General features: G+C 43.8%; 16 protein-coding genes. 11 read left to right on the top strand and 5 right to left on the bottom strand.

The window, feature by feature from the left end:
* Positions 1-28: 28 nt before the first annotated feature.
* Positions 29-649 (bottom strand): TVP38/TMEM64 family protein, encoded by a 621-nt coding sequence (locus ABVF55_RS08530; RefSeq protein ID WP_045759145.1) that lies wholly within the window; start codon positions 647-649, stop codon positions 29-31.
* Between the two features lie 147 nt (positions 650-796).
* On the opposite strand from ABVF55_RS08530, the gene ABVF55_RS08525 reads away from it, so the two are divergent.
* The 11 genes from ABVF55_RS08525 to ABVF55_RS08475 all read left to right on the top strand — a co-directional run bounded on the left by ABVF55_RS08525 (position 797) and on the right by ABVF55_RS08475 (position 8959).
* Positions 797-1486, top strand: coding sequence for a hypothetical protein (locus tag ABVF55_RS08525; protein WP_052690129.1), 690 nt, complete (start codon positions 797-799; stop codon positions 1484-1486).
* A 182-nt stretch (positions 1487-1668) separates the two neighbouring features.
* Complete coding sequence (locus ABVF55_RS08520) at positions 1669-2196, top strand: YqeG family HAD IIIA-type phosphatase (RefSeq protein ID WP_045759146.1); 528 nt, start codon at positions 1669-1671, stop codon at positions 2194-2196.
* A gap of 2 nt (positions 2197-2198) precedes the next feature.
* Positions 2199-3305, top strand: coding sequence for a ribosome biogenesis GTPase YqeH (gene yqeH / locus ABVF55_RS08515; protein WP_045759147.1), 1107 nt, complete (start codon positions 2199-2201; stop codon positions 3303-3305).
* A 222-nt stretch (positions 3306-3527) separates the two neighbouring features.
* Positions 3528-3839, top strand: a complete 312-nt coding sequence (yhbY, locus tag ABVF55_RS08510; RefSeq protein ID WP_003005853.1) for a ribosome assembly RNA-binding protein YhbY — start codon at positions 3528-3530, stop codon at positions 3837-3839.
* A 21-nt stretch (positions 3840-3860) separates the two neighbouring features.
* Positions 3861-4493, top strand: a complete 633-nt coding sequence (locus ABVF55_RS08505; RefSeq protein ID WP_003012335.1) for a nicotinate-nucleotide adenylyltransferase — start codon at positions 3861-3863, stop codon at positions 4491-4493.
* Positions 4490-5086: a bis(5'-nucleosyl)-tetraphosphatase (symmetrical) YqeK gene (gene yqeK, locus ABVF55_RS08500; RefSeq protein WP_045759148.1), complete on the top strand. Its 597-nt coding sequence runs from the start codon at positions 4490-4492 to the stop codon at positions 5084-5086. Before ABVF55_RS08505 ends, yqeK begins: the two co-directional genes overlap by 4 nt.
* Entirely contained in the window at positions 5087-5587 is a 501-nt protein-coding gene (locus ABVF55_RS08495) for a cysteine hydrolase family protein (RefSeq protein ID WP_045759149.1), read from the top strand.
* 14 nt (positions 5588-5601) lie between these two features.
* Positions 5602-5955, top strand: a complete 354-nt coding sequence (rsfS, locus tag ABVF55_RS08490; protein ID WP_003014310.1) for a ribosome silencing factor — start codon at positions 5602-5604, stop codon at positions 5953-5955.
* Positions 5956-6277: 322 nt separating this feature from the next.
* Positions 6278-7018, top strand: a complete 741-nt coding sequence (locus ABVF55_RS08485) for a class I SAM-dependent DNA methyltransferase (RefSeq protein ID WP_311626171.1) — start codon at positions 6278-6280, stop codon at positions 7016-7018.
* A 6-nt stretch (positions 7019-7024) separates the two neighbouring features.
* Complete coding sequence (locus ABVF55_RS08480) at positions 7025-8122, top strand: nucleotidyltransferase (protein ID WP_223325767.1); 1098 nt, start codon at positions 7025-7027, stop codon at positions 8120-8122.
* Between the two features lie 120 nt (positions 8123-8242).
* Positions 8243-8959: a YebC/PmpR family DNA-binding transcriptional regulator gene (locus tag ABVF55_RS08475; protein ID WP_003005873.1), complete on the top strand. Its 717-nt coding sequence runs from the start codon at positions 8243-8245 to the stop codon at positions 8957-8959.
* A gap of 52 nt (positions 8960-9011) precedes the next feature.
* Here the strand turns inward: ABVF55_RS08475 and ABVF55_RS08470 are convergent, their stop codons facing one another.
* Genes ABVF55_RS08470 through ABVF55_RS08455 form a run of 4 tightly spaced genes read right to left on the bottom strand, consistent with a single transcriptional unit; the run spans position 9012 to position 11779 of the window.
* Positions 9012-9338 carry a DUF5960 family protein gene (locus ABVF55_RS08470; RefSeq protein WP_003005875.1) on the bottom strand — a complete coding sequence of 109 codons (327 nt, stop codon included), beginning with the start codon at positions 9336-9338 and terminating at the stop codon, positions 9012-9014.
* Complete coding sequence (locus tag ABVF55_RS08465; RefSeq protein WP_049514182.1) at positions 9319-9690, bottom strand: hypothetical protein; 372 nt, start codon at positions 9688-9690, stop codon at positions 9319-9321. Before ABVF55_RS08465 ends, ABVF55_RS08470 begins: the two co-directional genes overlap by 20 nt.
* On the bottom strand, positions 9687-11099 hold the full coding sequence (locus tag ABVF55_RS08460; RefSeq protein ID WP_445285228.1) for a Y-family DNA polymerase: 1413 nt from the start codon (positions 11097-11099) through the stop codon (positions 9687-9689). The genes ABVF55_RS08465 and ABVF55_RS08460 overlap by 4 nt, the downstream gene beginning before the upstream one ends.
* Positions 11100-11101: 2 nt before the next feature.
* A complete protein-coding gene (locus tag ABVF55_RS08455; RefSeq protein WP_003011690.1) occupies positions 11102-11779 on the bottom strand; it encodes a helix-turn-helix domain-containing protein in 678 nt (225 codons plus the stop codon).
* Between the last annotated feature and the right edge of the window lie 79 nt (positions 11780-11858).

Here is an 11858-nt window from a genome sequence, read left to right as displayed (position 1 = left end):
TAAGAGAAAAAGTTTAAGTAACCTATTTTTAGACCATTTTCCAGAAATAATCGATGATATAGGTCAGGCCGTAGGTGTAGATGACGAGGGTGATGGGTTTACAGAGGATGATGATGGTCATGTAGCGTTTGAAGGTCATATTGGTCAGACCTGCCAGCATACAGATGAAGTCGGCGGGACTAACCGGCCAGATCATCATGAAGATAAAGAAGCGATCGAACCGCTTGCCTTCATTGAGCCAGCCAATGTACTTGTCGTAGGTTTTCTGACTGACCATGGATTGGACGAACTTAGGTCCATACATTCTGGCTAGGTGGAAGATAATGGCACAGCCAATCACGATCCCGATGTAATTGTAGATGGTCCCGATAATATGGCCGTAGATGAAGACACCTGCTACAGATGTCAGGGCGCCAGGAATAATAGGGACCACTGTTTGAAGGATCTGAAGAAAGATAAAGAGCGGTGGCCCGAAGATTCCGGCTTGCAAAATAAAAGCTGACAAGGTTTCTTTGGATTGAAGGATGCCAGAAAAGTAGGCCCAGATACAAAAGGCCAAGGTCCCAAGAGCCCCAATGATGGACGACCAATTAATGATGTGCTGGAGAAGAGGGGATACCTCCCTCAATTTTTTTTCTTTTGTTATCATAACTCTTCCGCGTAGTTTTTTCTTCTACTATACCATTTTTTTGTCTATTTGTAAGCTCTGGTGATGGAGGTGATGAAAGCCTTAAAAGATGGTATAATGATGTAATTGAGGCTCGAATTAGCATCATAGATATTAGAGGAGGATGTAGTGGAAGAATATATAAATTTATACCATCAGAAATTATGGGAAATAGCTTTTACGAATGTACGAGATACTTTCGTCAATCAAAATACACTTTCCTGGGGGTTATTAATTTATTTCAGTTATGTCATGTTTGATCTATTAGCTGGGAATAAAAAACGTGTCCTGATTGTTACTTGTATTCCTTTTGTCTTATTCTTTCTTAGTATGGGTGCGGAGTATCTATACAGTTATGATAAAATCATGAATCCCAAATCAGATTATAACAATGAATGGAGTTTTGAAGGGTTAAAACGTGACACCGTTTTACCTATGATTGAGAATATTGATAAAATTCCCATAGCCAGTGTTGATGGAAAATTAAAAAGACAAGATATTATCCTATTTGCGGTATCTAATCCAACATATTATGATGCGTTGTTTGGAAAAGCATCCATGTTGCTATCAGGTCGACAGCAGGTTGGAAATGACTTTGTGATTGTTTTGGTTGGATATGAAGTGAAAGATGATAGTTGGCAATCTGTAGATATTCGTATTGCACCAAGTGTTGAAGAAAGTGATTTTCAGAAATTTTCTAAAGTGCTTCATATCGAAAGAGAAGAAAAAGTAGGTGCTACTAGTATTGTTAGCGACCTTCAATTCATATATTATAAGAATTCGCAGGAAGAAAAGAATGGAAAAAAGTCCAAATTGTGAATAAAACGGCTCTCCACTCTAACATTAGAACTTTCCTTTTTGGAAAGTTTTTTTGTCTAAAAAAGTAAGGAAGACCTTCTCCATTTGTTTATGAGTAGATCTCTCCTCTGAGATCAAGTCATCCGTGCTAAAAAGCCTATTTTATGCTATAATGGGGAGAATACGAATGTTTGGAGAAAAACGTGTCAATCGAAAATTACAAACCAGATTTTGCGGTGGAAGCAGCCTATGATCTCACCGTTGCAGACTTGAAAAAACAGGGTATCAAGGCGGTCCTTGTGGATTTGGATAATACCTTGATTGCTTGGAATAATCCGGATGGGACTCCTGAAATGCGCCAGTGGTTGCATGACCTTCGTGATGGAGGGATTCGGGTTATCGTGGTGTCTAATAATAGCCCCAAACGGGTCAAGCGCGCTGTTGAGAAATTTGATATTGACTATGAAGCCTGGTCGCTCAAGCCCTTTACTTTTGGGATTGATCGTGCCCTCAAACGTTTCCACTATGAGAAAAATGAAGTGGTCATGGTCGGAGATCAACTGATGACCGATATCCGGGCTGCCCATCGTGCAGGCATTCGTTCGATTTTGGTCAAGCCTTTGGTTGAGCATGACTCCATCAAGACGCAGATCAACCGGGCGCGTGAACGCCGTGTCATGAAGCAAATGGCCGAAAAATATGGTCCAATTGTATATAAAAAAGGAATTTAAGAATGGAAGAATTATTCTGTATTGGCTGTGGAGCCCCCATTCAGACAGAAAACAAAGAGGGGCTAGGCTATACTCCCCAATCAGCTCTTGAAAAGGGTTTGGAAACAGGCGAAGTTTATTGCCAACGCTGTTTCCGTCTGCGTCACTACAATGAAATAACAGATGTGCATCTGACGGATGATGATTTCCTAAAACTCCTTCACGAGGTAGGAGATAGTGATGCTCTCGTGGTCAATGTAGTGGATATTTTTGATTTTAATGGATCTGTTATCCCAGGCTTACCACGCTTTGTAGCAGGAAATGATGTTCTCTTGGTCGGAAACAAAAAAGACATCTTGCCCAAGTCTGTCAAGGATAGCAAGGTGACCCATTGGTTGATGGAGCGGGCCCACGAAGAAGGCATGCGTCCTGTCGATGTGGTCCTCACCTCTGCTCAAAACAAGAGTGCGATCAAGGACTTAATGGAAAAGATTGAACAGTACCGCAAGGGACGTGATGTCTATGTGGTGGGTGTGACCAACGTTGGGAAATCGACCCTCATCAATGCAATCATCCAAGAAATCACTGGAGACAAGGATATCATTACGACTTCTCGCTTCCCAGGGACGACACTGGACAAGATTGAAATCCCACTGGACGATGGATCCTACATCTACGATACACCAGGGATTATCCATCGCCACCAGATGGCTCATTACTTGACAGCAAAAAATCTCAAATATGTCAGCCCTAAAAAGGAAATCAAGCCTAAGACTTATCAGCTCAATCCAGAGCAAACCCTCTTTTTGGGTGGCTTGGGACGTTTTGACTTTATTAAGGGGGAAAAACAAGGTTTCACCGCCTTCTTTGACAACGAACTCAAGCTTCACAGAACCAAGCTAGAGGGCGCGACCGCCTTTTATGACAAGCATGTTGGTGGCTTGCTAACTCCACCTAATAGCAAAGAAAAAGAAGAGTTCCCACCCTTGGTTTCTCATGAGTTTACCATTAAGGACAAGACAGACCTGGTCATCTCAGGACTCGGCTGGCTCCGCGTCAATGGAGAAGCTAAAGTAGCTGTCTGGGCACCAAAAGGCGTTGCCGTCGTTACCCGCAAAGCTATTATTTAAAAAAACAGGAAAAAATATATCTGAAGAGCGAACAAAGTGAGCTCATAAAGAGATCGTTATTGCCGTGGTGTAGTTGCCAATCGTGAGATTGGCAAGGGCAAAATGGAGACCAAGGCTCCATTTTGAGGTGAGGAAATCCATTTTTCAAAGATGAGATCTTTGAAAAATTAGTTCCGGCCGTCCCCACCACTTAAAATAACAATCAAAAAAGGAAGTAAAAATATGACATTAACATCTAAACAACGGGCTTTCCTCAATAGCCAAGCCCACAGCCTCAAACCCATTATCCAAATCGGGAAGAATGGGCTCAATGACCAAATTAAAACCAGTGTGCGCCAAGCGCTTGATGCGCGCGAATTGATCAAGGTGACTCTTCTTCAAAATACGGATGAGAATATCCATGAAGTCGCAGAAATCTTGGAAGAAGAAATCGGTGTGGAAACGGTCCAAAAGATTGGTCGGATTCTCATCTTGTTTAAACAATCGAGCAAAAAAGAAAATCGTAAAATTTCAGCGAAGGTAAAAGAAATTTAAGACATCGAGGAGAGCAAACCTATGGCAATTGAACTATTGACTCCCTTTACCAAGGTAGAGTTAGAGCCAGAGATCAAAGACAAGAAACGCAAACAAGTTGGTATTTTGGGTGGAAATTTCAATCCGGTCCACAATGCCCATTTGGTCGTTGCGGATCAAGTGCGCCAACAATTAGGGTTAGATAAGGTGCTCTTGATGCCTGAGTATGAGCCGCCGCATGTCGATGCCAAGGGGACGATTGCAGAGCACCATCGCCTTAAGATGCTGGAATTAGCCATTGAAGGCATTGAAGGTCTGGAGATCGAGACGATTGAACTCGAGCGGAAAGGGATTTCCTATACCTACGACACCATGCTCTTGCTCAATGAACGGGATCCAGACACAGATTATTACTTCATTATTGGTGCAGATATGGTGGATTATTTACCCAAATGGCACCGCATCGATGAATTGGTGGAGATTGTGCAATTTGTCGGGGTCCAGCGACCACGCTATAAGGCAGGGACTTCTTATCCGGTGATCTGGGTGGACGTTCCTCTAATGGACATCTCCTCTAGTATGGTGCGTGATTTTGTAGCCAAGGGTCGGACGCCGAATTTTATGTTGCCAAAACCAGTCTTGGACTACATCAAGAAAGAAGGTTTGTATCAATGACCTATGAAAACTATCTAGGCTTTTCTCGTGAGGTCTTGCTTGAAAAAATGCGTCAAATCCTGCCAGAAAAGCGGCTTACTCACTGTTTAGGGGTTGAGAAGGCTGCGCGTGACTTGGCCAAACGCTATGGGGCTGATGAAGAGCAGGCTGGCCTAGCAGGTCTCTTACATGACTATGCCAAGAAATTATCAGATCAGAAATTTCTGGACTTGATCGATCGCTATGAGCTGGATCCAGCATTAAAAAACTGGGGCAACAATGTCTGGCATGGGATGGTCGGGATTTACAAGATCCAAGAAGACCTCGGACTGACAGATCCAGCCATTCTTCGCAGTATTGAGATTCACACCGTGGGGAGTGGACAGATGTCGACCTTAGACAAGATTGTCTATGTGGCAGATTACATTGAGCACAACCGGGCCTTTCCAGGGGTAGATCAGGCGCGCGACATTGCCCAAGTCTCCTTGGATCGTGCCGTGGCCTATGAGACGGCTCGCACAGTCGAACACCTGGCCCACCAAGGATTGCCCATTTATCCCCAAACCCTTGAAACCTATAACGCCTTTGTGAAGTATTTGAAAGAGGAGCAGTGAGTGAAGACAGCTTTTATCATTATTGATGTACAAAATATCTTAGTGGAAACAGGTTTTGAGACAGGAAAGCTCTTAGAGAAGATCGCTTATTTGCAAGATCAGGCTAGAAAAGAGCAGATTGAAATCATCTATATACAGCATATTGAAACGCCAGAGGCTTTAACTTCGGAAGATTGGCAATTATCGCCCCTGTTGAAGAGGCAGGCAGATGAGAAGGTATTTCAGAAGCGATACAATAGCATATTTAAAGAGACAGGATTAAAAGAATACTTGGATCAACAAGGGATTGAACAACTGGTCCTGTGTGGTATGCAGACAGAATATTGTGTCGATACATCCGTCAAAGTGGGGTTTGAATACGGTTATAAGTTGGTTATTCCAGAAGGAGCTGTCACAACCTTTGATGGAGAGGATATTCCGGCAGAAACGCTTAATGAATTTTATGAAAATATTTGGGCAGAACGTTTTGCGGATGTCTTAGATTACAAATCAATTTTTTAAGGAAAGAGGATTACATGAAAGAAAAAGAACTACTTGAACTAGTTGTCAAAGCAGCCGATGAAAAGCGTGCAGAAGACATTGTGGCTTTGGATGTTCAAAGCTTAACCAGCGTGACAGACTACTTTGTCATCGCAAGCTCTATGAATAGCCGTCAATTGGAGGCTATCGCTGAAAATATTCGCGAGAAGGTCGTTGAAGCTGGTGGCAATGCCAGCCACGTCGAAGGTGATTCAGCTGGAGGTTGGGTCCTTCTTGACTTAGGTGGTGTAGTGGTTCATGTCTTCTCAGAAGAAATGCGTGCCCACTATAACCTAGAAAAGCTATGGCACGAAGCAAGTGCTGTCGATCTTTCAGCAGCCCTAGCATAAGCAGGTAAACTCAGTTGGTAGCAACTGAGTTTTGTTGGTTAAATTGAAATTCTATGGAAAGAAAGGATGGGGCCTCGTGTTTGGTTAATTTGATAATTGAACACGAGCTAAAAGCTGTGAGAAAAAGAGTAACTTCCTTTGTATCTGATGATACGGCAGAAAGTTCCCTATTTTCTCTATGCTTTTAACGCTCCTTGTATCTTAGAAAGGATTTGAACCCGTCCTGTACTCCTCGGAAAATAGATAGCACTCCTTGGAGTTTAGCTCCATCGTCGTGCTCCTAATTTTCTATCGGATTACGGATGGACTTGGTATCATGAATATGGCGACTTATGAAACGTTTGCGGCGGTCTACGATGCGGTCATGGATGATAGTCTGTATGACTTATGGACGGATTTTTCCCTCCGTCATCTTCCTAAAAGTAAGGACCGGAAAAAATTACTGGAATTGGCTTGTGGGACAGGGATTCAGTCTGTTCGCTTTTCCAAAGCTGGTTTTGATGTGACAGGATTAGACCTGAGTGCGGATATGCTGAAAATTGCTGAAAAAAGAGCGGCTTCAGCCAAGCAGAAGATTGATTTTATCAAGGGCAATATGCTGGACCTGTCGCAAGCAGGCACTTATGATTTCGTGACCTGCTATTCCGATTCTATCTGCTACATGCAAGACGAGGTAGAAGTAGGGGATGTCTTCAAAGAAGTGTATAATGCCCTTAATGAAGATGGTGTTTTTATCTTTGATGTACATTCGACCTACCAGACAGATGAGGTATTCCCAGGATATTCTTACCACGAGAATGCGGAAGACTTTGCCATGCTCTGGGATACCTATGAGGATGCAGCCCCTCACTCGATCGTCCATGAGCTGACCTTCTTTGTCCAAGAAGAGGATGGCTCCTTTAGTCGCCACGATGAAGTTCATGAGGAACGCACTTATGAAGTTTTAACCTATGACATCTTATTGGAGCAGGCTGGCTTTAAATCTTTCAAATTGTATGCAGACTTTGAGGACAAAGCGCCAACAAAGACCAGCAAACGTTGGTTTTTTGTAGCACAGAAGTAGGATAGCATGACAGTTACAGGTATTATTGCAGAATTTAATCCCTTTCATAATGGACACAAGTACCTGCTGGAACAGGCAGAAGGGCTGAAGATTGTGCTCATGTCTGGGAATTTTGTCCAGCGTGGCGAACCTGCCATTGTAGACAAGTGGACACGTGCTCAGATGGCTTTGGAAAATGGAGCAGATCTGGTGGTCGAGCTCCCCTTTCTCGTGGCTGTTCAGTCGGCTGATCATTTTGCCAAGGGAGCAGTAGAAATCTTGTCCCGTCTAGGAATCGACCAATTGACTTTTGGGACAGAAGAGGTCTTAGATTACCAAGCGATTGCGACTGTTTATTCGGAGAAAGAAGTGGAAATGGAAGCTTTCCTGCGAAGTCTTCCAGAAGATTTATCCTATCCACAAAAGACTCAAAAAATGTGGGAAACCTTTGCTGGAGTGGAGTTCACAGGAGCTACTCCCAATCATATCCTGGGTTTGGCCTATGCCAAGGCTTGTGCTGGGAAGGGAATTGCGCTCAAGGCTATCCAACGTCAAGGTGCAGGCTACCATTCAGAAGAAAAAGAGGTGGCCTATGCTTCTGCGACTAGTCTACGCCTACACAAGGAAGATCAAGACTTTGTCGCTAAATTCATGCCCAATAGCCAACTCTTTCAGTCGGCTCCACAGGTATCTTGGGAGTATTATGACCAACTGCTCCGTTATCAAATCCTAACCCATCCGGATTTGACACAGATTTTTCAAGTCAATGAAGAACTGGCCAATCGGATAAAAGATGCGGTTCGAAGTGCTAGTTCTGTGGAAGACCTGGTGGAGAAAGTCGCAACCAAGCGCTATACCAAAGCACGTGTGCGCCGCATCTTGACCTACATCTTGGTAGGGGCGATGGATCAAGCTCTTCCCTATGCCATTCATGTCTTAGGATTTTCCGCAAAGGGACAAGCTCATCTCAAAGGCTTGAAAAAATCAGTAGAAATCGTGACCCGAATCGGTAAGGAACCTTGGGACAGTTTGACCCAGCAAGCCGATCAGGTGTATCAACTAGGCCATCCCCAATTGCCAGAGCAGATCTGGGGGCGGGTGCCAGTGAGAGTGGAAGATCAATAAGAGGTGAATAGTCGAGCAACTCCAATTGGAAGGATACACAAAAAACTCTTCCAAGTCTTGTGATTTATGATATAATATAAAAGATTGAAAATAATTTGAAAAAATTTAAGGAGAATCCTCATGGGACGTAAATGGGCCAATATTGTTGCCAAGAAAACTGCCAAAGATGGTGCCAACTCAAAAGTGTATGCTAAATTTGGTGTGGAGATCTATGTAGCTGCTAAAAAGGGTGAACCAGATCCAGAACTAAATACTGCTTTGAGATTCGTTATTGACCGTGCGAAACAAGCGCAAGTGCCAAAGCACGTGATTGATAAAGCGATCGATAAGGCAAAAGGAAACACTGACGAAACCTTTACAGAAGGACGTTACGAAGGATTTGGACCAAATGGTTCGATGTTGATCGTTGATACCTTGACGTCAAACGTCAACCGTACAGCTGCTAATGTCCGTGCTGCTTTTGGTAAAAACGGTGGGAACATGGGAGCTTCCGGTTCTGTATCTTACCTCTTTGACAACAAAGGTGTCATCGTATTTGCTGGTGATGATGCCGATGCGATCTTTGAACTTTTGCTTGAAGCAGATGTTGATGTAGATGATGTCGAAGCAGAAGAAGGAACGATCACAGTCTACACTGCTCCAACTGATCTTCACAAAGCGATCGTTGCTTTGCGTGAATCAGGTGTCGAAGAATTCCAAGTAACAGAATTGGAAATGATTCCTCAATCAGAAGTTGAGTTATCAGGTGAAGATTTGGAAACATTTGAAAAACTTTACAGCGTTCTTGAAGATGACGAGGACGTACAAAAAATCTACACCAACGTAGATGGATTCTAATCACTCATAAGGATTGTAGTGAATCCCATAAATCAAGAAAAAGGATAGCTTCTCAGATCAAGCTATCCTTTTTCTCTGTCTGATGAGGATCTATCTTTTGTAAGTGATGTCCTGTATAAGCGTAAATACGGGTCAGGGGTGATTGGGAGAGTGTGGAAACCTTGAAATAGAAATAATGGTCTCGATGATCCCGACTTTTAGTATGGTGAAGACGAAAGTAGTTTCGCTGGCCTGCTGCCATAGAGTGGAGAATATCGTCTTCTAAAAAGACGAGCGGCGTAGAAGTAGCGGCCCACTTGTAAAAGTCCATCTCAAATTGGTGGTAATTCTCTGAAAAATAATCAAATTGTAATTCGTGTTTAGTCTGAATTGGTTTCATACGGTGTTTCCTCAGCTTCAATAAAAATGATAGAGGTCAGAAGGAGCCGGTGGTAGTGACCATTGCTTTTGAGAAGAAGCTCAGAAGCAGATAAGGTGTGAATCGAACCTGTGTAGGTTGCAAATTGATTCCCCTCTAGAGTCGTGATCGAGATCGTCGTTTGTTGTTGGAAGGCCTGCTCCAGGAGCTGGATCTGTTCAGCAAGTGGAAGAATCGTGAGCTGACTGCGGTCAATTTCTTTTGTGTGAAGGGCAGTTGTGTGCTCAGATAAAAAGAAGCCGGCCCATTTGGCCATGCCACGGTCTTGAAATTCGCGTGCGGATTGATAAGGGAGATAAGAACGGTCGATCATGTTAATCCATCTAAGCCTCCTGCGGAATGTCCGCCAGTTAGTTTACTGCGTGCAATGGCGCGTGAGTTTTCTAGTAGTGAGGAGCCTTTCTGAAGAGAGGTAAAGCCAAATTGGTCCCGAATGCGGTCGATGGTCTGCTGGAGATTTTCCTCTTTTTCTAGGGCTATTGGATCATCAAAGAGAGAAAAAAGTTGGAGAGATTCCTCGACAAGTTCGCCATAAAAAACACCAATCTGCCGAATGGCTCCGCCTTCGTACTTGGAGCGAAAGAGCCGCAGAACAGTATCGGATAAAACCTTGGTGGATTGCGTGGGTTCAATCTTTTGCTGACAATGAATGGACGGAAGCCCCTCAATTTTGGAGTAGGAGGCATGAATGGAGACTAGCTGAGTCTTCTTTTTTTTCCGTCGCAAGCGGATAGCCACCTGTTCAGCCATCTCACGAAACACCAGTTCAATGTCTGTTTGTAGGTGGTAGTCATAGGGCAAGATTTGAGAATTGCCAATGCCTCGTGACTTCGGACGATAAGGTTTGTGGACATTGCTTTCATCAATGCCATGAGCATGGAACCAAAGTTGAAGCCCCATGACTCCGAATTCTTTCTTTAAGAGATCGGGATGAGCCTGAGCCAGTTCTTTAATCGACGTGATCCCGATCCCTTGCAATCGTTTTTCAGTGCGACGTCCAATGCCCCAAAAATCAGTGAGCTGGGGCAGTTTCCAGACCTTGCTTTCTACGTCTTCGTAAGACCAGTTGGAGCGCATATTTCGGCAATGCTTGGCTTCGTTGTCCAAGGCTAGCTTGGCAAGAAGGGGATTGGCGTTGCTGAGGCCAATGGTAGAATAGATTCCAGTTTCCTGCCAGATTCTTTTTTGAATCCTGGCAGAAAGAAGGTCCAGTTTTTCCTTTCGCGAGAGGGAGGAATCTGGAATAAAATAATTTAAGGAAGAAGTCAGATCGATAAAGCCTTCGTCGATCGAGTAAGGAAATATGTCATCGGGTGCCGCAAATTCCTGAAAAACCTTCTGAATCTCCATATTGACCTGAATGTAGGCATTCATGCGTGGCGGCACAATCAGGGTCCTCTTGGCCCAGGATTCAATGTAGGAAACAAAGGTTGGATCCGTTGGCAATCCTTGCTTTTTGGCGACGTAGCCATTAAATTTTCTGGTTTTGAGGTCAAAAGGTAGGTCGTAGCTACGGCTGACATTCTTCTTGCCAAAGACTTGTTTGAAAACGGGAGAACTCGCTAAAATCAGGCCAGCAGAATTGTCGCTTCGACTCATGACGCAAAGAGAAGTCGTCAAGGGATTGAGCCCCAGACGGACACATTCACAACTGGCATAAAAACTTTTCATATCCACAAAAGCAATATCAGAATGAGGCTCACGTGAATAATCAAATAGCATATTTAAACCTCGAGTGGGAGAAAATGCCCGACCACAATGCCGACGATTTTGGGCTCGTCTTCATAGGGAGCAAATAAATCATCGTAGTCAGGGTTGATGGATTCTAAGCGCAAGCCTTCAGCCTCCCGATAGACTTTCTTGATATAGGTCTTTCCATTCCAGATGAGGGCGTAGACAGCCCCATCATAGTCAAAGCCAGTCTGCTTCATGAGGGCAACAGAGCCGTTGGGGTAGAGAGGTTCCATCGAATCACCTGATACCCAAGAAGCGAAATCGTGCTGGATCTCTTGGTCAAAATAGACAGTTTCATAGTCTGTTTCGTTGTCATAAAAGGTATGTCCCAAACCGGCTGCTAGTTCAATCGAAAGAACCTTATAAGCAGTCAAGGAAACAACTTTTTGCTGCTGTTCGAATAACTGGCTGGCCAACTGGTCGACTTTCTTTTGATGAGGTGGGGTTAATAAAGGGTAGGTGTAGAGTGCGGAGTCTTTGTTAATAAAGTAGTCCTCTTTAACGGAGAGGCGCTTGGCCAACCTCCTGAGATTTTTTTCGTGTGGCTCTGCTAAGCCATTCTCCCAACTGGAGTAAGTCTTGCGAGAAATCTTGAGATCCTCGTAGACATCAGCTTGGGTCAAGCCTTTTTCTAGGCGTCTTTCTTTTAGTTTTTTTGCATCAAACATGTCGCTTCTCCTATGTAACGTTTTAAAAGTTACATACAGTTTATCAAAAATGAATCCTTTTTGCAAGAGAAAAATTCAG

The sequence above is a fragment of the Streptococcus sp. KHUD_012 genome (assembly GCF_052588255.1).
Note: the sequence above shows the minus strand (reverse complement) of the source record. Positions and strands in the feature narration are given on the sequence as shown.

Bases quoted from the DNA above. Each gene is read 5' to 3' on its own strand.
- ABVF55_RS08505 (WP_003012335.1), top strand. From the start codon at position 3,861: ATGGCAATTGAACTATTGACTCCCTTTACCAAGGTAGAGTTAGAGCCA.
- ABVF55_RS08485 (WP_311626171.1), top strand. From the start codon at position 6,278: ATGGCGACTTATGAAACGTTTGCGGCGGTCTACGATGCGGTCATGGAT.
- ABVF55_RS08460 (WP_445285228.1), bottom strand. From the start codon at position 11,099: ATGCTATTTGATTATTCACGTGAGCCTCATTCTGATATTGCTTTTGTG.
- ABVF55_RS08465 (WP_049514182.1), bottom strand. From the start codon at position 9,690: ATGATCGACCGTTCTTATCTCCCTTATCAATCCGCACGCGAATTTCAA.
- rsfS (WP_003014310.1), top strand. From the start codon at position 5,602: ATGAAAGAAAAAGAACTACTTGAACTAGTTGTCAAAGCAGCCGATGAA.
- ABVF55_RS08480 (WP_223325767.1), top strand. From the start codon at position 7,025: ATGACAGTTACAGGTATTATTGCAGAATTTAATCCCTTTCATAATGGA.
- ABVF55_RS08475 (WP_003005873.1), top strand. From the start codon at position 8,243: ATGGGACGTAAATGGGCCAATATTGTTGCCAAGAAAACTGCCAAAGAT.
- yqeK (WP_045759148.1), top strand. From the start codon at position 4,490: ATGACCTATGAAAACTATCTAGGCTTTTCTCGTGAGGTCTTGCTTGAA.
- ABVF55_RS08470 (WP_003005875.1), bottom strand. From the start codon at position 9,338: ATGAAACCAATTCAGACTAAACACGAATTACAATTTGATTATTTTTCA.
- ABVF55_RS08455 (WP_003011690.1), bottom strand. From the start codon at position 11,779: ATGTTTGATGCAAAAAAACTAAAAGAAAGACGCCTAGAAAAAGGCTTG.
- yqeH (WP_045759147.1), top strand. From the start codon at position 2,199: ATGGAAGAATTATTCTGTATTGGCTGTGGAGCCCCCATTCAGACAGAA.
- ABVF55_RS08530 (WP_045759145.1), bottom strand. From the start codon at position 649: ATGATAACAAAAGAAAAAAAATTGAGGGAGGTATCCCCTCTTCTCCAG.
- yhbY (WP_003005853.1), top strand. From the start codon at position 3,528: ATGACATTAACATCTAAACAACGGGCTTTCCTCAATAGCCAAGCCCAC.